Below are 19,958 nucleotides of genomic sequence, written 5' to 3' on the forward strand. Positions count from 1 at the left end.
AGACTTAGCGATAGTGGTTTACGTGATGAGTAAAGGGACTAATCTATTCACATTCGACATTAAGCTATCAATATAAGTTTATTCAGCAGAAATGCTAGCAGCAACTTGTAAGGCTTTTAGAGCATCAATCAAACGGTTGTTCTGCTCTGCTGTACCGATAGTAATACGCAAGTACTCTGCAATACGCGGCTTATCAAAATGGCGAACAATAATACCTTGCTCGCGTAACGCACTCGCGACAGCACTTGCATTGCCATCTTTTGGACGAGCAAAAACAAAGTTGGCATGTGACGGTAGGACCTTATATCCCAATGTAGTCAACTCTGCTGTCAGCGACATACGTAAATCAATGACTTGCTGACGGGTCTGCTCAAAGTAATCAGTGTCTAACACACTCGCAGTCGCCCCAGCTTGAGCCAACTTATCCAGCGGATAGCTGTTAAAGCTATTTTTCATCCGTGTCAGTGCTTCAATCAATGATGCATTACCAAAAGCCATACCAACGCGCAATCCAGCAAGCGAACGTGATTTTGAGAAGGTTTGGGTCACGATAACGTTATCACACTCATTGATTAGGCTAACCGCTGAGACTGGAGCATCTCCATTGCTTTCATCTATCTGAGCAAAATCGATATACGCTTCGTCAATAACAATGACTGCATTAGAATGCTCACTCGCAAGTTTACGAATATTAGCAAGTGATAATAGCAAGCCCGTTGGTGCATTAGGGTTGGCGATGATAATACCGCTACAAGGCTGACGATAAGCATCAGGGTCAATGCTAAAGTCTTCTTCTAGAGGAATCTGTACAAGCTCTACACCGAACGTCTGCGCATATACAGGATAGAAACTATAACCAATATCAGGTGATAGTAGCGGACGCTCTTTTAAAAAGAAGCTCGCAAATACTAACGCCAAGACTTCGTCCGAACCATTACCGACAAATACTTGATTGATATCAAGGCCATATGACTGTGCCAATGCAGCACGTAGGTCATTAGATTCAGGAGCAGGATACAAACGTAGTTCATCAGCTTGCTGCTCCAAAACCTTGGCAATAGCCTCCCCTACTTTTGGCGAGGGTGGAAATGGGTTTTCATTGGTATTTAGTTTGCATAGATTGTCGTGTTGCGGCTGCTCACCTGGAACATAAGGTGACAAGTTGCGCGCTTTAGACGACCATAGTCTGGTGTCTATCTTTGACTCACTCATAAATTATCCTACTATTAGCCACAAAGACTATTAAAAATAAATATCAAAAGTAAAAGCTAAAAATTCAAAATCAATTACTGATAACGATAACGAGCCGAACGCGCATGGGCTTCTAAGTCCTCACGCTGCGCTAAAATATCTGCTGTCTCAGCCAAAGGTTTGCTGCCGGCTTCACTACAATAAATGATGGATGATTTCTTTTGAAAATCGTAAACACCTAACGGCGAAGAAAAGCGAGCAGTGCCTGATGTTGGCAGTACATGATTTGGCCCTGCACAATAATCCCCAATAGCTTCAGGCGTATGACGGCCCATAAAGATAGCGCCAGCATGACGAATATCATTCAATAGTGCATCAGGATTATCAACAGATAACTCTAAATGTTCAGGAGCGATACGATTGATAAGTGCCATACCTTCGCTACGATCTTTTACCAAAATCAGTGCACCGCGGTTCTGCAAGGAGTCACGCGCGATGTCCGCTTTTGGCAGCTCAGCCAGTGCTTTTTCTATCTCAAGTGCTACTTCGTTGAGCTGTTCTTCACTAGTCGTCACAAAGATAGCTTGTGCAATACGATCATGTTCAGCTTGAGACAATAGATCCATCGCTAGCCAGTCCGCTCTATCCTGTGCTTCGCCTTCTGCATATACCAATACTTCTGAAGGTCCAGCAATCATATCGATACCAACTTGACCAAATACTGCGCGTTTGGCAGCTGCAACGTACTTATTGCCTGGTCCTGTGATTTTGTCCACGGCTGGAATCGTTTCAGTGCCGTAAGCTAAAGCTGCTACTGCTTGAGCGCCACCAATAGTGAAGACGCGATCGACTTGGGCCAGATGGGCCGCTGCCAATACTAACGGATTGAGCACGCCTTTAGGCGCTGGTACGACCATGATGACTTCAGTGACGCCAGCTACCTTAGCAGGAATGGCGTTCATCAATACTGAAGAAGGATAAGAAGCTAAACCACCAGGCACATAAATCCCAACGCGATCAAGTGGCGTGACTTTTTGACCCAATCGGTTGCCTAGCTCGTCTTCATACTGCCACGTTTCTTGCACTTGGCGCTCATGGAATGTCTGTACCCGAGTCGCTGCTGTGGTCAACGCTAACTTTACTTTCTCATCAAGATTGGCAAACGCTTCAGCAAGCGCTTCTTTAGACAACTCTAACTCTTGCATCGACGTTGCTGGATGCTGGTCAAACTGCTGAGTCAATGCCAACACGACGCTATCACCATCAGCACGTACTTGCGCGATGATATCATCGACGGTATGTAATAATTCAGCATCATTGACTGTTTCAAAGGCAAGCAACTGTGTCAATTGACTATCAAAATCGGAATCTTGGGTACTTAACTGGCGCATGACCTAATCCTATATCTGAGCGTAAAGTAGTGCTAAAAATGAACGGTTTGGAACTGAGTAAAGTAGGTTTGTACGGTAAAAGTATTGCGGTTTACTCGACGTCTTCTTGTCTGATTTTTACGATGTTTTTATGTTTTAGCAAGCTAAGACAACAAAACCAGTTTAGCACGCTACGTCACTCATAGCCTGCTAAACTGGTTTAAAAATTTGTATAACCATGCTTTATATTACCAATGACTTGCACTGGATAATTAGCCATTGGCGATACTATTTTTAAAGCTATCTAAGATTGGTTCTAGTAATGCAAATTTGCGCTTATAGCTGACCTGATTGACAATCAGACGTGATGAAACATCACAAATATGATCGCGTGCTTCAAGCCCATTGGCACGCAATGTATTGCCTGTGTCGACTACATCAACAATCAAATCACCCAAGCCGACCAATGGCGCAAGCTCCATCGAACCATAAAGTTTGATGACATCAACCTGCTGACCTTGGCTCGCAAAATAAGCACGAGCGACATTGACATATTTGGTCGCGATACGCAGGCGACGATTTGGCAGCGGTGCATCTTTCACACCCGCAGTCATTAGTTTGCACTGAGCAATCTGCAAATCGAGCAATTCATAAACATGATTGGCACCATGCTCAAGCAGTACATCTTTACCTGCCACCCCAAAGTCCGCAGCGCCATGTTCGACATAGGTCGGCACGTCGCTGGCACGCAAAATCAATACACGTACATTTGGATTTGAGGTTGGAAAAATCAGTTTACGTGAGGCTTCAGGATCTTCTAAAAGATCAACGCCAGCTGCACGTAGCAGTGGCATGGTCTCTTCTAAAATGCGGCCTTTTGATAAAGCCAAGGTTAGACCTGAAAACTCATCGTTTACTTCGTTTAATAAACCGCTGGCTGGTAAAGATTTGCTTGTCTCAGTCATAATGACATCGTGTCCATGTGCAGTCCCCTATTGAAAGGGGAGTTTTTAATTTATAACGTAATATGGGTAACAGTCGATATTGAGTCAATCAATATTAAGCATTGGTATTAATACGCTCGATGTTCACGCCTAAGCTACGCAGCTTGTCTTCAACATGCTCATAACCACGGTCGATGTGGTAAATACGGTCAATCAGGCTCTCGCCTTCAGCAGTCGCCGCTGCCATTACCAATGACATAGACGCACGTAAATCCGTCGCCATCACTGGTGCTGCGGTAAAGTTTTCGACACCTCTTACTACCGCAGTATGACCATCAACCTGAATAGACGCGCCCAAACGATTGAGCTCTGGAACATGCATATAGCGGTTTTCGAAGATGTTTTCGATAAAAGTACTTGTACCATCCGCTAAGCAAGCAATCGCCATTAGCTGAGCTTGCATATCCGTTGGAAAACCAGGATGTGGCTGTGTACGAATATCAACCGCCTTTGGACGGCCTTTCATTTGTGCGCGAATCCAATCATCGCCGCTCGTAATAGTTGCACCCATGTCTTCGAATTTCTCTAGCACTGGCGTCAACAATAGAGCAGATGTTTTTTTGGTCAATACATCGCCACGTGTCATCAAGGCACCAGCAAGGTATGAGCCTGTTTCGATACGGTCAGGGACAACTGAGTACTCACAGCCGTGTAGACGTTCTACCCCTTCGATAGTCATCGTTGATGTACCGATACCGCTTATTTTGGCACCCATTGCAACCAACATATTGGCCAAATCTACTACTTCTGGCTCTAACGCACAGTTGCCTAAGACAGTTGTGCCTTTGGCTAATGCTGCTGCCATGATGACGTTTTCAGTACCGCCAACGGTAATCATATCAAATGAGAAATTACAGCCTAATAGCTTGCCACCTTTTGGCGCTTGGGCTTTTACATAGCCATTCTCTACACTGATTTCGGCACCCATCGCTTCAAACGCTTTTAGATGTTGATCAACAGGGCGCGAACCAATCGCACAACCACCTGGCAATGAGACTTCAGCTTCGCCAAAACGTGCCAGTAACGGCCCTAGTACCAAGATTGACGCGCGCATGGTTTTGACCAAATCATACGGGGCATAAAAGTTATCGATACTCTTGGTATCACAAGTGACCGTATCATCTTGCTTTTGGATTTTGATACCCATGCCACCGATCAATTCAATCAACGTTCGCACGTCTTGTAGTGACGGCACGTTATGCAGTGTCGTTGGGGTCTCAGCCAATATCATAGCTGCGAGTAACGGCAAAGCGGCATTTTTGGCGCCTGAGATGGTGACTTCCCCTGCGATACGACTACTACCAGTGATTAAAAATTGATCCATAAAGGTGACAACCTAGCGATGAGTATAGAAAATTATGAAAACCAGAACTACAACTTTCAACCATGCATATGGCCGATTCAGTAATATCTAGTCATATAGACAGCTATTTGATTAGCCTTTTGATTGAACGTCCCACTCAGCAGGCGTCAGCGCTTGGATATTGAGTGCGTGAATATCGCCACTCGCAATCTTATCATTAACTAACGCATATACTGCTTGCTGACGTTGAACCGCGCGTTTGCCTTCAAAGCTGGCATCGACCACGCGTACGTCAAACTTATTACCTTGGTTGGCAGCTTGAATAAAAGCGTCTGGGAAGTGAGTCTGTAAAAATGCGATCAAATCGTCAGCGTTCATGCTCATAAAATAGTCTGCCTTAAAGTTTAGAATAGGGTATAGATTTAAAGTGATGACATTATAACAAGAGTTTGCATATCTTACAGTACTGTCTTACTCAAGTGTGTTTAAGCATTGAGACAGGGCTATCAATTAAATGGTCAAAAGTCGTCGATATGCATAGTGATAAGCTATTTGAGCGTTTTATCCAAGTAGGTTAATACTTGCGCACGCACATCATTGACCCAGCGCAGCGGCGGTGCCATCGCACCAATACTGGTTGCATGACTGGCCCCCTCGATTTCGCCCGTTTCAACGGTGACGCCTGCTTTTTTAAACGCTTCTGTCATTTTGATTGTATTAGTCACATGTACAATTTTGTCTTTTTCCGCCGTTAATAATAAATACGGTGGCTGTGCTCCTTTAATCTGACGATCTGGCATCACCTCATCAGGTGTGGCATTGGGGCCAAACGCTGTTGCACTACTGAACTTGCGGAAATCATAGCTATAAGGACCCGCAATTCCGATAACGGTTGCAATATCTGTTGGCTTAATACCATAAGGCGCCAAAAAATCTTCGTTGGCAACGGCTGCAACGGCATTAAACGCGCCAGCAGAATGCCCCATTACCGCTAGGCGTGACGGATCTGCATGGAGACTGGTCGCATTTTCAATACTCCAAGCAATTGCCTGAGCTGCATCTTTGACATAGTCAGGATAGACGTGCTCAGGTGCTTTACGGTAATTAATCACTGCGGTGACATACCCTGCTTTGGCTAAGCTCTGACCGACAAAGGCATATTGTTCTTTATTGCCGCTCTCCCATGAACCACCATGGACAAATACCACCATAGGATAGCTGGTGTTAATAGCACTCTGAGATTTCATTGCTTGTGCTAGCGGTTTTGGATAATAGATATCTAAGTCTTGTGAAGGCTGATCGCCATATAAGATATCCTTACTCACCCCAACGCCACCACTAGAAGTAATCCCATTGACGATAGCTAACGGTGATAGTGCCTGTGCGTTTTGCGTAGCTAACGCGATACTGCCCAATGCCAATATTGCCGCACCACCAAATCTCAACGTTCGTGTTTTCTTATGAACAGGTTTATTGTGTATGCCTACATTACCAATGGCGCTTTTCTCTTCATTTGGTTGTATATTTGCCTGTGAATCCTTCATGACCAGTATCCTATTATATTTATTTATCAATCAGTAGTAACAGGCTAACAGCGATAATGTGTTATCCACTAGCCAATGATATTTTTGATATTAGTATCGTTGGCTAATGCGCTGACTCTGCTACCTTTTACTATTGATATAGTAACCACTGGTCAAAGATTTCTCGTGCCTTTACTGTTATCACTATTTAGGCTTATTGTGATTAACACTATTTATCGCTTAGCGAACTAAGGATGCTTACTGGTTCTGATAAAGGTCAATATAAGGGCTTGAAGACGGCTGCGTAGTAGTGGCCTCTTCTTCCGTTATGACAATAGGCGTTGCCGTGCTGATAGTAGTATCTTGGGCAGCTGGCGCTGCTGCAGGATTGGCCAAACTACTCTCATACATGATGTCATCATTATTTATTTTGACACCTCTATCGTCGACGACAGTTGTCAGCAATACCAACTCGGTGACCCCAACAGTGCCATTGGCGATATCAATCAAATGGCTCTGCTGAGTGGGTGTCATACGGCCCATAATATAGACCACACCATTATTGGTAACGGCTTTAATTTGTGACGCACTCACACCATCGCTAGCGGCTATTTTGGCCAGCAGCTTTGAAGTGATATAACCATCATGAACTGTTGAGCTATACCCTTTTGACGCACTGACTTCCATCTCATTATAAACACGGCGTACATCTGGCATAGAGCTAACGACTTTTTCTACTTCTGCTTTGAGCGTTTCAGTTGGTACTTCACCTGTAAGCAGTACTTCGCTATTGAAGCTATCGATACCCATACGGCTGGTTTGCTGCAGGTCTTCTTTTAGCCCGTATACATTGATTTTGGCAGTATGTTCAATACTACGATCGAGCAGACGCTGCGGAATCGTGCGCTCAGTCATTGGCACGCCGTAAGTCCCTTCTGTACTGTTGGTCAGATAGTTGGTGGCACAACCTGTACTGACAACGCAGGCAGCAATCATAATGCCAGCCGTAATACGGCGTGATGAACCAAAAATAGCAGTGCGCGAATGCATCGGTGTCATTATTTACCTCTTAGAACATGGTTGTGACAATTTTATAAATTGAACAAATCTTAATCTAGGCCGTGTTTTTATTTTGGAGAAAACACGCTCTAGTAGTGACGAGTTAAACGTAGCTGTAAGCTAATACTGTATCTAATTTATAGGAACTTGACTATAACCGCTACTTTACTTAATTTTGGCCATCAGCGGTTAGCTTTTTAGTAACGAACCTTACTTGTCAGATATGGTTAGATGCTTCATTTGGCAGCATCTATCTTACTTATTCTATTACCAAGCACTGGCTATAAAAGCATTTTGAATCCATTCTGGTTGATTGTCTAACTGCTCATTTCTTGAATTTGACTTACTCATCGTGTTGTAAGCAATGACATCAAACCGGCAGTCATAATGAGCATACTCAGGATACTGCTGCAAAAAGGACTGCGCTGTCTTAATAACTTTGCGTTGCTTGCTTGTCGTCACGCTGAGTGCTGCATCGCCATAATTCGAGAACTTGCGCTGGCGAACTTCAACAAATACTAATGTTGACCATGCTGAACCTGTCTCAATCATGACCAGATCCAACTCACCTACTTTTGGCTGTTGCCAATTTTGCGCGACTAACCTTAACCCTTGAGCTTGTAAATACTCACACGCTTGCTGCTCAAACCGACTACCTTGGCGCTGTTTTGGTGAGGTTAAGATTAAGGGCTTATGGTTCGGCATAAGGTTGATTGGTCTGACTAACATTTGAGAATTATCATAGCACAACATGCTAAACTAGCCACTTCTGCGCGTTCTACTCTCACAATCTATCGGTTCCCTCACTTATTATTTGACTGAAAAACCATAGATAATGACTGTACATACTAGCGCACTATTGTTTTTTAACGTCTTTTTAACGACCCGAGGTTTTCATGTCTACCCCTACTGCGATGCCAGCTTGTCTCTATATCGTTGCCACGCCGATTGGCAATATGTCCGACATGACAACGCATGCAATTGATGTCTTAAAGCAGGTCGCCATCATTGCCTGCGAAGACACCCGCACCTCAGGTAAACTACTGTCACATTTTGGCATCGATACCAAAGGCAGCAAAGGTGACGAGACAAAAGACTCAGAGACCCGTCCTGCTAAAAGCAGTATCGAAAATGATGACACGACGACAAAGCAAAAAGGTCACAATAAGCTATGGGCCTATCACGAGCATAATAGCGCCATTCAAACGCCTAAAATTATTGAAATGATTGAACAAGGTCATTCGGTTGCCTTGATTAGTGATGCGGGTACACCTCTGGTCAGCGATCCAGGTTATCAACTGGTACAAGCCGCGCATGAAGCTGGCGTGACCGTATCACCTATCGTTGGGGCTTCTGCTGCAATTGGCGCATTGTCAGTAGCAGGGCTACCATCTGATCGATTTAGCTTTATTGGGTTCTTGCCTGCCAAAACTCACGGTCGTCAAAAACAGCTGAGCGATCTAATCGCACGTACCGAAACTTTAATCTTTTATGAAGCGCCGCATCGTATCGTATCTAGTCTAGAAGACATGGCAACGATATTTGGTGCAGACCGCGCGGTGACTTTTTGCCGGGAATTAACTAAGACGTTTGAAACGGTACACAAGAGCACCCTTGGCGAGTTGGTTGAGTTTGTCAAAGCAGATGACAATCAGCAACGCGGCGAGATAGTCGTGGTCGTCGCTGGCGTCGGTGTGGCAAAAGATACTGACGATATCAGTACGCATGATAAATTGCTACAGCGTTTGCTAGAGGATTTGTCAGTCAAAAAAGCAGCCGCACTGGCCTCTGATATCACTGGTGTAAAGAAAAATGCGCTTTATCAGCGTCTACTAGAGTTGCAAGCTGACTAGTTTTTAATAATAAAAAGATAACCATTTATAAATGAATTGAGGAGAGACAAGCAATGTACGATGTAATGGCAATAGGTAATGCGTTGGTGGATCACGAATATGTGCTGTCAGATGCGGCACTAGAAGAGACCGAGCTGACCAAAGGTAATATGACGCTGGCTGGTATTGAAGAGCAGCAGCAACTACTGGCTTACTTTAAACTGGCTGAGATTGAGCCATCAAAACAAGCAGGCGGCGGATCCGCAGCCAATACTATGTTTACCTTTGCCAGCTTAGGCGGTAAGCCTTTTTATGCTTGCCGCGTTGGTGATGATGATCAAGGGGCGTTTTATCTCAGAGACTTGCACGAAGCAGGTGTCGCGACCTCAGACAAATCTATCCATGCAGGCGGTGTGACTGGCTCCTGTGTGGTTGCCGTTACCGAAGATGGTGAACGCACCATGCAGACCTATCTTGGTACTTCAAGTGAGATTGTCGCTGACAATGTTGATTTTGACGCATTGACGCAAGCAGATTGGCTATATATCGAAGGCTATCTAGCGATGTCTGAGAGCATCCAACCAGCAATGACTCAATTGCGTCAACAAGCTGGCATTCATAATGCAAAAATCGCGGTGAGCTTTGCTGACCCTGCGGTAGTAAAATTTGCCAAAGATGGCTTGCTCAATATGCTCGGCAACAAAGTCGCAGTGATATTCTGTAATAGCGAAGAAGCCAAGCTATTCACCGATAAAAAACAAGTCAAAGCAGCAGCGCGTGCCCTGCTTGAATACTGCCAAATTGCCGTCGTCACTGATGGTGCCAACGGTGCAGTCATCGCCCACCAGCCTAATGACGAAGCAGAAATTGAAGTCCATGACGTTGCAACGCCAGTAGTGGCCGATGTCATTGACACCAATGGCGCAGGCGATAACTACGCTGGTGCTTTCTTATATGCGCTATCGCAGCAGTATAGTCTGCCAGAATGCGGTCGTCTTGCCAGCGAAATATCAGCACAAGTTATTCAGCAGTTTGGACCGCGTCTTGCCTCGCAGGATTATCGAGATATCGCGCAGCGTGTACTTTCTGCTTAATTGTTAAACACATCTGTTGGACACAAAACAAAAAGCCCATATCAAATCGATATGGGCTTTTTTTATATCATTCAGACTTGTTCAAACAGTTTGCTCAATTTAATAAGCTCTTTGTATTAAGCAGTAGCTAATGCTTGGGCGAGATCGGCTTTGATGTCTTCGATATGTTCGATACCAATCGACAGTCTTACCATATCCGTACTAACGCCTGCATTTTCTAGCTCTTGCTCATTTAACTGACGATGGGTGGTCGTCGCTGGATGACAGGCCAATGATTTTGCATCACCGATGTTTACCAAACGAGTAATCAGTTGCAGCGCATCGATAAAGCGCGCACCAGCTTCTAGTCCACCTTTGACGCCAAAGGTCAAGATAGCAGAAGGCGTGCCTTTCATGTATTTTTTGGCAAGCTCGTGCTCAGGATGGTCAGACAGACCTGCGTATTTCACCCAAGCAACTTTATCATGGTCACGCAGATATTCTGCGACGGCTTGTGCGTTTTGCACGTGACGCTCCATACGTAGACTTAGCGTCTCCATACCTTGCAAGATACCAAAGGCATTTAGCGGGCTAAGTGCTGCGCCAGTGTTACGTAGTGGCGCAACGCGGGCACGGGCAATAAAGGCTGGCGCGCCTACGTCTTTTACGAAATTTACCCCATGATAGCTATAATCTGGCGTATTCAACAGTGGGAAACGCTCAGGGTAATCACCCCAAGCAAACTTGCCACTATCGACAATTGCACCACCGATTGAAGTACCGGTTCCGCTCATATATTTGGTCAATGAGTGAATCACAATATCTGCCCCGAACTCGAACGGACGGCATATCGCAGGCGTCGCCACCGTATTATCAATCACGACAGGTACACCGTATTCGTGAGCGACATCACTGAGCGCTTGAATATCAACGATATTACCTAGCGGGTTACCGATACTCTCTGCAAACACCATTTTAGTTTTGTCATCGATTAGATCACGAATGGCTTCTGGGTCTTTATGATCGAAGAAACGCACTTCGATACCTTGACGCGGCAATGCATGAGCAAATAAATTATAAGTACCGCCATATAGCGTTGATACAGCGACGATATTGTCGCCTGCTTCACAAATGGTCTGAATCGCATAAGTGATGGCAGCCATACCAGAAGCTACGGCAAGCGCACCGATACCACCTTCTAGTGCAGCCACACGCTCTTCTAGCACAGCGTTGGTCGGATTCATGATACGAGTATAGATATTGCCTGCGACTTTTAAATCAAACAGATCTGCACCATGCTGAGTATTATCAAACGCATATGAACTGGTATGATAAATAGGCACGGCGACTGCTTTGGTCGTTGGCTCTACACTATAGCCGGCATGAATCGCTAAGGTCTCAAGACGTTGAGGAGTTTCTGGTTGGTGGGCTGCTTGCTGGTCTGCTGATCCATCACTCATAGTACATTCCTTTATTTTGATAAAAGATGATTTGTTGACGACGTATCGCTCAAAAACCATCTTAAAAAACTGTCTGCTAAATCATAGCAATAAAAAAAGCTGAGTTCATCATAACTCAGCTTCTTTATTAAAAGAATAGCAAAATACTCATCTCTTCATGACAAATATTCATAAGCAGCAAACCAAACAGGCATATCTATATTAGAGATAATGGCTACCTTTATAGCAGCCACTTTGCTTTTAACTATTTTTTATTTTATTTATAGTAAGCATTCTCTGTACGAGTATGGTCAGTCTCGTCAACCACTTGGGTCAATTCTGGAATTTGCTGTTTTAGCTGCACTTCAACACCTTGACGTAAAGTCATATCAACCGCTGAACAGCCTTGGCAACCACCGCCAAATTTTAATACAGCGGTTAGACCAATGCCTTCTTCATCAATCAGCTCAAGCAACTGTACGTCACCGCCATGCGCTGCCAAGCCAGGGTTAATCTCTGACTGCAATACATAGTTGATACGCTCTTCGACACTGGCATCAGCGCCTACTTTAGGTACTTTAGAGTTTGGCGCGCGGAAAGTCAGCTGACCACCGAAACGGTCTTTATTATAGTCGATGACTGCGTCTTCTAGATAAGGTACTGACGCCGCCTCAATAAAGGCAGAGAAGTTCTCATACGTAAAACGCAAATCAGCGCTGTCTTCTTCGCCCGGCTGGTTATAAGCCATGCAGCACTCCGCACGCGGCGTACCTGGATGCTCAACGAAGATACGCACACCGATACCATCGGTATCTTGCTTAGATAACAAATCTGCCAAGTAGCCTTGAGCTGACTCAGTGATAGTGATGTTGCTTTTTGCTTCGACTTGCTCGGTATCTAGGGCTGATTCATAGCCAGCTGTTTGGTCTAGTTGGTTATCAGCTTGGTTTTGCTCACTCATAATGTTTCCTATGCGTTATGACACAAACGCTATATCTATTATGGCTACTGTGTCGTGAATTTGGATTTTTAAAATATTTACGATTTATATAAGGCATGCAGACTGGCAATGATTGATATTTATTATTGTATGACATTGGTCGACATGAGTATAAAGTTTAATCCGTCTATAGCAGTCATTATACCTGAATCAAGCATCAATTCCGACCACGCTACTGTGAATTGAATAGCGACCATTGTAAATGGTTGTCATTAGTTTTTTTAATGATGCTAACAGGTGGCAAAGTAACTTTATATTTAGATGAGAAACTACAAACATGCTAAATAACTATGTCGGCTGTCAAGTTATTCTCTATATAAAGACAGCTATGCCATTTATCAAGCGCACTCAGCATCTTCGATATGCCACGCCGTTCACATCTAGTCCGAGCAAGTCATCTGGTTTTGACGTAGTATTGATAATTTGAATGATTTTATACATTAGCGTTATGAGCATGGTAGCTTTTAATTGTCTTGTATAAATATCGACTTGTATAAAGATTATGTGTTTTTTGGATAGGATCATTTTATGATGACACGGACGTTGCACCTAGTAACTACTAAGGATGATGAGAAAATTGCCGTTTGGAAAGTAGTCGATAATCCAGACAAAGATACGATAGCTAACACGTCAGAAAACAGCCTGCCTGACATCACACCGCAAAACATATTTTTGACGCATGGTACGTTTTCTGACAAGCAAACTTGCCTCAAAATCGCCGAATATTTTGCAGGGCTTGGTCATCACTGCTACATCATGGAATGGCGCGGGCATGGCGATAGCTCCTTACCGAAAGAAAAATTCAACTTTGAGACCGTCGCCACTTATGACTATGAAGCGACTTTTCGTTATTTCTTTGAAGAATTAAAACTCGATAATCTACATTGCGTCACTCATAGTGGTGGCGGTGTTGGTTTGACCATGTTTCTTGTCCAAAACCCAAGCTATATCGATAAGGTCAATAGCATCAGTATGTTTGCCTGCCAAGCTTTTGGCGCAGTAAAAGACTCGACCAGCTACGCGAAAATCCTTACCGCCAAGGTACTTACTCGACTGGTCGGCTTTATACCCGCTAAGCAGTTCAAGGTAGGCCCTTTTAACGAAAGCTACTATACGATGACCCAGTGGTACGATTGGAATTTGCGTAAAAACTTTAGAAGTAGTTTTTTGAAAAAGGCTAATTTTGATAAAGGTAGAGCGAATACAGATGAAATAAACGAAATCACTTACCAGCAAAAGAATGCTGGCGATGACTTTATTGACTATCGACATCATATGGCTCAGATTACCATTCCCGTTTATTCTATTAGCGCAAAAGGCGATACCTTCATATCCCCTACTTGCGGCTGTCGTTTGTTTTTTGATGGCTTTAACAATTCAACCAATGTCTTTCGAGAGTACTCGCTCAGTAACGGCGATTTAGATGATTATACGCACAGTCGTATTATGATTAGCCGCAATGCTGCCACAGAGATTTGGCCAACAGTAACGGCATGGGTAGAAAGGCATGCGAGAACTCAGGATAAATAATGACCACTTTAATACTGATTACCTTCGCTGTTTTAACTATTGCTATGGCAATTGTCTATCAGTACTACTTTACTATGACCAAGCAAATAATGAATCGTTACGACAAAGCGCCCTATGTACTCGTCCTGTTTTATAATCCCTCATATCACATAATTTTTTATGCGGATCATAAAAGCGACCTAACGCCCAAAGAAGCAAATGCTTTTAAGTACTACTTCTCAATATATACTGTCATGATCATTTTATTTACTACCCTGTTCCTTATAGGAAATACACTCATCTATCTACATACAACCTAGCTAACAGATTCAACAAAACATCTTTATACTTGTCAGAAAGTCATAGGCTGTGTCAGTATTAGCGTCATTAATTTTTAATCAATAAAAATAAGTCGTAGGAAGTTGGCGTCTATGAGTGAATTATCAGAGCAACAGTCAGATAAGCAGAACCTAGATCAGAAAAGCAGTAAACACTATCGTTATCTAGTCTTTATCGGACGCTTTCAGCCGTTTCATGCTGGTCACAAAGCCGTCATCGATGAGGCATTAAAACGCTCAGATGAAGTGATTATGCTGATCGGCTCAGCCAACTTGCCACGTAGCTTACGCAATCCATTTAGCGTCGCTGAGCGTGCCGCAATGATTAAAGGCGCCTACTCTGAAGAAGAAGCCGCTCGTATCCATTGCGTTGGCTTAGATGACGCACTCTACAATGACACTCGCTGGCTACAGTATGTGCAGGCAGGCGTGAAATCTGTCACTGGCGACTTGCAGACGGACATTGGCTTGATTGGTCATTCAAAAGACAGCTCATCGTACTATCTGTCATTGTTCCCCAACTGGGACTCTGTATCAGTGCCCAATTATCATAATTTATCAGCCACGCCTATTCGCGACAGCTATCTGATGGGTGCTACGCCAACACCTGAGCGTACGCCTGAGTCGACGCGCAACGTCCTCGATGCATTCAAACAAACTGAAAACTATCATCAATTGCATGAAGAAGCAGACTTTATTGATAAATATAAAAGACAATGGGAATCAGCCCCATACCCACCTACTTTTATGACTGCCGATGCATTGATTGTACAGTCGGGCCATATCCTACTGGTTGAGCGCCGCAGTATGCCAGGACGTGGACTGTGGGCGCTACCTGGTGGATTTTTGAATCCAAAAGAGACATTGTTTGATGCTTGTATCCGTGAGCTGCGTGAAGAAACTCGCCTCAAAGTGCCTGAGCCAGTACTGCGCGGCTCTTGCCATAGCCAACATACCTTTGACGATCCATATCGCTCAGCGCGTGGTCGCACCATTACTCAAGCGTTTTATTTTCAGCTCAAAAACGATCCGAAAGGTTTGCCAAAAGTAAAAGGCGGCGATGATGCGACCAAAGCATTTTGGTTACCATTGGCTGAGCTCGATGCCAAAATGATGTTTGAAGATCACTATGCAATTATTACTAAAATGGTTGGCTTATAGTTCGCTGCTAATCGCTTTTTCTAGTAGCTTTCTTTAGTAGTCTTTTTCTAATAGCTACTTGAGCAAATTATTACCAAAACAGTTATCACTAAATATCGCACTAATAACTTGATATCAACGCCGATAGACGGCAATCAACCGCCGCCACTGCTTTTTCATTAAAGCAGCTGCGGCATTTCAAAGCAGAGGAGCTCTGTGATGTATACCAGTAATTTAAACAATTTAATCTTAAATAGTGACAGCTATAAGACTTCACATTGGGTGCAATACCCGAGCGGAAGTGAGTATCTATCAAGCTACATTGAGGCGCGCAAAGGCGATTACGATGTGGTGTTCTTTGGTCTACAAGCCTTTATCAAAGAGTACTTAAGTACGCCTATCACTCATCAAGATATTGATGAAGCCGAAAAGGTCATTCAAGCGCATGGCCTAACCTTCAATCGTGCTGGCTGGGAACATTTGATCGAAAAACACGACGGCTACTTGCCATTGCGCATCCAAGCCGTACCCGAAGGCAGCATCGTGCCCGTGTCCAATGTAGTCTGCCAAGTGATCAACACCGATCCTGAGTTTTACTGGCTACCCAGCTATATCGAAACAGCGCTATTGCGTGCGATTTGGTACCCATCCACGGTCGCGAGTGTTTCTCACTATTGCAAAGACATTATCCGTCAAGCGTTAGAGAAATCAGCGGACAATACAGAGTCCCTGCCTTTTCGCTTGCATGACTTTGGCGCGCGCGGGGCATCGAGCCAAGAAACGGTTGCACTGGGTAGCTTAGCGCATTTGGTCAACTTTGCTGGTACTGACTCGATGACAGCGCTTATAGCTGCTAGTCGCTGGTATCAGATGGGTGATGATATGCCGGCATTCTCTATTCCAGCGGCTGAGCACAGTACGATGACAGCTTGGGGACGTGATGGCGAGACTGCTGCTTTTCATAATATGATTGAGCAGTTTGGCGGTGAAGACAAAGCCTTTTCGGTCGTTTCAGATAGTTATGATTTATGGAATGCCATCGACAATATCTGGGGCGATGCCTTAAAAGACGAAGTCAAAAATATGGGCGGCACTTTGGTTATTCGTCCAGATAGTGGCGAGCCTACCAAAGTCGTCCGTGAAGCGTTAGAGCGCTTGGCGGTGAAGTTCGGTACGACTGTAAACAGCAAAGGCTATAAAGTGCTGCCCGACTACGTACGCATCATCCAAGGTGATGGCATCAGCTCGCAAAGCTTAAGCAAAATTATTGATGTGGTAATCAAAGCGGGTTTTAGCATAGAAAATGTGACGTTTGGTATGGGCGGTGGTCTATTGCAGCAAGTCAACCGCGACACCATGAGTTGGGCGATGAAATCTAGCGCTATCTGTATCGATGGCGCATGGAAAGATATTTATAAAGACCCTGTCACCAGCCGCTCAAAACGCTCGAAAAAAGGACGATTGGCACTGGTAAAAGCCGACAGCGGCCAGTTAACAACCATAAAAGAAAATGAGATGAGCGACCCAACTGACGATCTATTACGTGATGTCTACGTCGATGGTAAATTGTTAATTGAAGACAGTCTTACGACTATTAGGGAACGTGCAGGATGGTAGACACTAATAAGCTGACATCGGTCGCAAGAGACGTCTTACTTGCCCCTGTCTACCTCTATCAAGGTCGCAAAATCAAGCGTGATACGGTTCGCTTGCCTGAACCACATGGCGAAAGGCATGGCATGATTGACCTGCCTCAATCGAATAATGAGATATCAGCGCAAAATGCTAAGACATTTAACCTTATGGTCGTCGGTGATTCAGCAGCAGCAGGTGTGGGTAGTCAAACGCAGCAAGAAGCGTTGGTCGGTAAGCTCATCCCGATACTGGAGCAAAACGAAACTATCCAAGCAAACTTTGCTCGACTCAATTGGTCATTGCAAGCGACAACAGGTCACACTAGCTTTGATATTCTACGCAGGTTATATGTCCTACCGGCTCCTGAACAGCCTATTGATGTGATGTTGCTAAGCGTAGGGGTCAATGATACGACTTCCAATGTCTCTGTGCACAAATGGCAACAGCAAGTTGAAGATATCATCAATATTGCGCAGCGCAAATTTGGCGTACGAGAACTGGTTTTTTTAAGTTTGCCGCCGATGGCGCAAATGCCTGCAATCCCTGCTCCGCTCAACAACTTTGTAGGTGCAAAAGCATCGGTACTTGATGGGATATTACAGCAGGTCTGTGCGGCTCATGCGGGTGTTACGTATATGGCAACCAATTTTACACGGATGCTAGAAGAGCATGCAAATGGCTCGGCTATCGATATCAATGTGATGTTTGCCAGTGATGGATTTCATCCTAGCAGTCTGATGTACGGCTATTGGGCGCAGCAAATCGTAGAAACCATTATTCAGTTACTAGATTCTATTCAGATATTAGACTTATCTACTACTGAGTTTGAGCGCTAAAAAGCTGGATAGATTATTATTTAGATTATAAAAAATTAAACCAAAAAAAACCGCTGAATAATCAGCGGTTTTTTATTGCTTAGCAAAATATATTTACACCATAAGTGCAAATTATTCAGCAGCGTCTGCAGCTTTCTTGCTACGGCCGCCAAATGCGCCAAAGCGTTTGTTGAAGCTTGCAACACGACCTTCAGTAGAAGTTTTACGTTGCTCACCAGTATAGAATGGATGCGACGCACTTGAGATGTCAAGTGGGTAGTATGGGTATTCTTTACCTTCGTATTCACGAGTCGCTTTAGTCTTAGCAGTTGAGCGAGTCAAAAAGAACACGTCAGCGTTAGTGTCGTGGAATAAAACTTCTTGGTAATTAGGGTGGATATCTTTACGCATAATATACTCTCTAGGTCCGATGTATGTACGACGTCTAAATACAGCATCATCGATGATGTATCAAACAAATAATGACATACGTAACTGAGGCACTAAGGACATTACAAGTATGGCAACTGCGTCACTGGCTTATTCCAGCACCCAACACCACCCTTCTGTTCGCTTAGCCTTTCCCCAGCGGGAAAATTAAACCGCGATTTTAACGGTTTTTGATGCAAGACGCAAGGAGCAGTTGTGATAGAGATATGTGATAACTTGTCACTATAAGGTTGAGAGAGTTGAGATAGGCGATTGATTTTAGTACAGTAATAAAGTTAGCTAAATTAATCAATTATATTAATAGTTGTAGCTAATCTAACTAAATATAACCTTAGCTTTTAATCATATATAGTATACTTAAAGGGTAAAACTACGCTACACATACTCACTCTTACCATAACTTTTACCAACTCATTTACTTCTCAATCACCCATAACTTAATTAGATTAAATAAGGACCATTTAATGATAAATACTAAAATAAGCACGGCCACCAAAGCACTATTTATTGGCTCAGCGTTAGCAGTTACTACCATAGCAAGCGCTGCACTACCAACTCAGTGGGAATTAGACGACTCACATACTCGCGTTGGATTTTCTGTCAGTCATTTAGGGTTTTCAACCACCATGGGTCACTTCAATGATGTCAAAGGTATGGTGAATTATGATATCAAAGCACCCGATAAAACCAGCATGAACTTTACCATTGCGACTGACAGTATCGATACCAATTGGGATGCTCGTGACAAGCATTTAAAAACGGATGAGTTTTTTAATGTTGCAAAATATCCAACCATGACTTTCAAATCTACTCAGGTCAAATTCATCAATCCTCAGCAGGCTAAAGTAACGGGTGACTTTACTTTGCTTGGTCAAACCAAACCACTAACCTTAGATGTTACATTGAACAAAATCGCTAATAGCCCTCTTACCAAAGAGCCAGTCGTTGGTTTCCGTGCCACTGGTACACTTGATCGCGCCGCTTATGGTATGACTGCTTACGCTGACGGTATCACTACCAACGTCCCTATCCAAATCGATGGCGAGCTAGTAGAAAAGAAATAACTGTAAGCTTGTAGCTCTCTAACAGCCTCCAACAAAAACAAGAAAGCAGCCTACCCTCGTTTATAGAGGCAGGCTGCTTTTTTATTTCCTATAGTCTCTTCTACGCTCTAATCATATATATTCATTATTTTACATAAAAGGTTTTTATATACTTGAAGGCTTCATACTTTGTTGTTATATTCATATATACGGATTTACGAATATATAACGCAA

At 43.8% G+C, this 19,958-nt stretch carries 18 protein-coding genes; 7 read left to right on the forward strand and 11 right to left on the reverse strand.

Annotated elements, in window-relative coordinates:
* Positions 1–78 precede the first annotated feature (78 nt).
* The 8 genes from hisC to B2863_RS10630 all read right to left on the reverse strand — a co-directional run bounded on the left by hisC (position 79) and on the right by B2863_RS10630 (position 8,203).
* A complete protein-coding gene (gene hisC / locus B2863_RS10595; protein WP_296210253.1) occupies positions 79–1,212 on the reverse strand; it encodes a histidinol-phosphate transaminase in 1,134 nt (377 codons plus the stop codon).
* A 74-nt stretch (positions 1,213–1,286) separates the two neighbouring features.
* Positions 1,287–2,582 (reverse strand): histidinol dehydrogenase, encoded by a 1,296-nt coding sequence (gene hisD / locus B2863_RS10600; protein WP_296210256.1) that lies wholly within the window; start codon positions 2,580–2,582, stop codon positions 1,287–1,289.
* A gap of 251 nt (positions 2,583–2,833) precedes the next feature.
* Positions 2,834–3,526, reverse strand: coding sequence for an ATP phosphoribosyltransferase (hisG, locus tag B2863_RS10605; RefSeq protein WP_057761746.1), 693 nt, complete (start codon positions 3,524–3,526; stop codon positions 2,834–2,836).
* Positions 3,527–3,620: 94 nt separating this feature from the next.
* The gene (murA, locus tag B2863_RS10610) at positions 3,621–4,889 is read right to left on the reverse strand and encodes a UDP-N-acetylglucosamine 1-carboxyvinyltransferase (RefSeq protein WP_114701832.1); all 1,269 of its coding nucleotides are present in this window, start codon (positions 4,887–4,889) and stop codon (positions 3,621–3,623) included.
* Positions 4,890–5,000: 111 nt separating this feature from the next.
* The gene (locus tag B2863_RS10615) at positions 5,001–5,252 is read right to left on the reverse strand and encodes a BolA family protein (protein ID WP_102091608.1); all 252 of its coding nucleotides are present in this window, start codon (positions 5,250–5,252) and stop codon (positions 5,001–5,003) included.
* Between the two features lie 164 nt (positions 5,253–5,416).
* Positions 5,417–6,412, reverse strand: a complete 996-nt coding sequence (locus B2863_RS10620; protein WP_296210267.1) for an alpha/beta hydrolase — start codon at positions 6,410–6,412, stop codon at positions 5,417–5,419.
* Positions 6,413–6,649: 237 nt separating this feature from the next.
* A complete protein-coding gene (locus B2863_RS10625) occupies positions 6,650–7,450 on the reverse strand; it encodes a BON domain-containing protein (protein WP_296210270.1) in 801 nt (266 codons plus the stop codon).
* 267 nt (positions 7,451–7,717) lie between these two features.
* Positions 7,718–8,203 (reverse strand): YraN family protein, encoded by a 486-nt coding sequence (locus B2863_RS10630; RefSeq protein WP_296210274.1) that lies wholly within the window; start codon positions 8,201–8,203, stop codon positions 7,718–7,720.
* 143 nt (positions 8,204–8,346) lie between these two features.
* Here B2863_RS10630 and rsmI point away from each other — a divergent pair, with 143 nt between their 5' ends.
* Positions 8,347–9,303: a 16S rRNA (cytidine(1402)-2'-O)-methyltransferase gene (gene rsmI / locus B2863_RS10635; protein WP_296210278.1), complete on the forward strand. Its 957-nt coding sequence runs from the start codon at positions 8,347–8,349 to the stop codon at positions 9,301–9,303.
* 53 nt (positions 9,304–9,356) lie between these two features.
* The gene (locus B2863_RS10640; RefSeq protein ID WP_296210281.1) at positions 9,357–10,376 is read left to right on the forward strand and encodes an adenosine kinase; all 1,020 of its coding nucleotides are present in this window, start codon (positions 9,357–9,359) and stop codon (positions 10,374–10,376) included.
* A gap of 116 nt (positions 10,377–10,492) precedes the next feature.
* Here B2863_RS10640 and B2863_RS10645 read toward each other — a convergent pair whose 3' ends face one another.
* Together B2863_RS10645 and nfuA are read right to left on the reverse strand one after the other, a co-directional pair.
* Entirely contained in the window at positions 10,493–11,815 is a 1,323-nt protein-coding gene (locus B2863_RS10645; RefSeq protein WP_296210284.1) for an O-acetylhomoserine aminocarboxypropyltransferase/cysteine synthase family protein, read from the reverse strand.
* A gap of 256 nt (positions 11,816–12,071) precedes the next feature.
* Complete coding sequence (gene nfuA / locus B2863_RS10650; RefSeq protein WP_057761762.1) at positions 12,072–12,755, reverse strand: Fe-S biogenesis protein NfuA; 684 nt, start codon at positions 12,753–12,755, stop codon at positions 12,072–12,074.
* Positions 12,756–13,322: 567 nt separating this feature from the next.
* Between nfuA and B2863_RS10655 the strand changes: the two genes are divergently transcribed.
* The 4 genes from B2863_RS10655 (at position 13,323) to B2863_RS10670 (ending at position 18,252) form a co-directional block, all read left to right on the forward strand.
* Complete coding sequence (locus B2863_RS10655; protein WP_296210287.1) at positions 13,323–14,324, forward strand: alpha/beta fold hydrolase; 1,002 nt, start codon at positions 13,323–13,325, stop codon at positions 14,322–14,324.
* A 410-nt stretch (positions 14,325–14,734) separates the two neighbouring features.
* The gene (locus B2863_RS10660; RefSeq protein WP_296210290.1) at positions 14,735–15,802 is read left to right on the forward strand and encodes a bifunctional nicotinamide-nucleotide adenylyltransferase/Nudix hydroxylase; all 1,068 of its coding nucleotides are present in this window, start codon (positions 14,735–14,737) and stop codon (positions 15,800–15,802) included.
* A 198-nt stretch (positions 15,803–16,000) separates the two neighbouring features.
* Positions 16,001–17,398 carry a nicotinate phosphoribosyltransferase gene (locus B2863_RS10665; RefSeq protein ID WP_296210292.1) on the forward strand — a complete coding sequence of 466 codons (1,398 nt, stop codon included), beginning with the start codon at positions 16,001–16,003 and terminating at the stop codon, positions 17,396–17,398.
* The gene (locus B2863_RS10670) at positions 17,392–18,252 is read left to right on the forward strand and encodes an SGNH/GDSL hydrolase family protein (protein ID WP_296210295.1); all 861 of its coding nucleotides are present in this window, start codon (positions 17,392–17,394) and stop codon (positions 18,250–18,252) included. The genes B2863_RS10665 and B2863_RS10670 overlap by 7 nt, the downstream gene beginning before the upstream one ends.
* Before the next feature lie 111 nt (positions 18,253–18,363).
* Here B2863_RS10670 and B2863_RS10675 read toward each other — a convergent pair whose 3' ends face one another.
* The gene (locus tag B2863_RS10675; RefSeq protein ID WP_057761772.1) at positions 18,364–18,642 is read right to left on the reverse strand and encodes a type B 50S ribosomal protein L31; all 279 of its coding nucleotides are present in this window, start codon (positions 18,640–18,642) and stop codon (positions 18,364–18,366) included.
* 503 nt (positions 18,643–19,145) lie between these two features.
* Here B2863_RS10675 and B2863_RS10680 point away from each other — a divergent pair.
* Positions 19,146–19,745 (forward strand): YceI family protein, encoded by a 600-nt coding sequence (locus B2863_RS10680; protein WP_296210298.1) that lies wholly within the window; start codon positions 19,146–19,148, stop codon positions 19,743–19,745.
* Positions 19,746–19,958: the final 213 nt, after the last annotated feature.

It is taken from the genome of Psychrobacter sp. UBA3480 (assembly GCF_002377945.1).
In the GTDB taxonomy this organism is placed as follows: domain Bacteria; phylum Pseudomonadota; class Gammaproteobacteria; order Pseudomonadales; family Moraxellaceae; genus Psychrobacter.

What these genes read in the sequence shown, in the direction of transcription:
- murA (WP_114701832.1), bottom strand. Translation starts at nt 4,889, where the DNA reads ATGGATCAATTTTTAATCACTGGTAGTAGTCGTATCGCAGGGGAAGTC.
- B2863_RS10645 (WP_296210284.1), bottom strand. Translation starts at nt 11,815, where the DNA reads ATGAGTGATGGATCAGCAGACCAGCAAGCAGCCCACCAACCAGAAACT.
- B2863_RS10640 (WP_296210281.1), top strand. Translation starts at nt 9,357, where the DNA reads ATGTACGATGTAATGGCAATAGGTAATGCGTTGGTGGATCACGAATAT.
- B2863_RS10620 (WP_296210267.1), bottom strand. Translation starts at nt 6,412, where the DNA reads ATGAAGGATTCACAGGCAAATATACAACCAAATGAAGAGAAAAGCGCC.
- nfuA (WP_057761762.1), bottom strand. Translation starts at nt 12,755, where the DNA reads ATGAGTGAGCAAAACCAAGCTGATAACCAACTAGACCAAACAGCTGGC.
- B2863_RS10665 (WP_296210292.1), top strand. Translation starts at nt 16,001, where the DNA reads ATGTATACCAGTAATTTAAACAATTTAATCTTAAATAGTGACAGCTAT.
- B2863_RS10625 (WP_296210270.1), bottom strand. Translation starts at nt 7,450, where the DNA reads ATGACACCGATGCATTCGCGCACTGCTATTTTTGGTTCATCACGCCGT.
- rsmI (WP_296210278.1), top strand. Translation starts at nt 8,347, where the DNA reads ATGTCTACCCCTACTGCGATGCCAGCTTGTCTCTATATCGTTGCCACG.
- hisG (WP_057761746.1), bottom strand. Translation starts at nt 3,526, where the DNA reads ATGACTGAGACAAGCAAATCTTTACCAGCCAGCGGTTTATTAAACGAA.
- B2863_RS10675 (WP_057761772.1), bottom strand. Translation starts at nt 18,642, where the DNA reads ATGCGTAAAGATATCCACCCTAATTACCAAGAAGTTTTATTCCACGAC.
- B2863_RS10680 (WP_296210298.1), top strand. Translation starts at nt 19,146, where the DNA reads ATGATAAATACTAAAATAAGCACGGCCACCAAAGCACTATTTATTGGC.
- B2863_RS10630 (WP_296210274.1), bottom strand. Translation starts at nt 8,203, where the DNA reads ATGTTGTGCTATGATAATTCTCAAATGTTAGTCAGACCAATCAACCTT.
- B2863_RS10655 (WP_296210287.1), top strand. Translation starts at nt 13,323, where the DNA reads ATGATGACACGGACGTTGCACCTAGTAACTACTAAGGATGATGAGAAA.
- hisD (WP_296210256.1), bottom strand. Translation starts at nt 2,582, where the DNA reads ATGCGCCAGTTAAGTACCCAAGATTCCGATTTTGATAGTCAATTGACA.
- B2863_RS10670 (WP_296210295.1), top strand. Translation starts at nt 17,392, where the DNA reads ATGGTAGACACTAATAAGCTGACATCGGTCGCAAGAGACGTCTTACTT.
- B2863_RS10660 (WP_296210290.1), top strand. Translation starts at nt 14,735, where the DNA reads ATGAGTGAATTATCAGAGCAACAGTCAGATAAGCAGAACCTAGATCAG.
- hisC (WP_296210253.1), bottom strand. Translation starts at nt 1,212, where the DNA reads ATGAGTGAGTCAAAGATAGACACCAGACTATGGTCGTCTAAAGCGCGC.
- B2863_RS10615 (WP_102091608.1), bottom strand. Translation starts at nt 5,252, where the DNA reads ATGAGCATGAACGCTGACGATTTGATCGCATTTTTACAGACTCACTTC.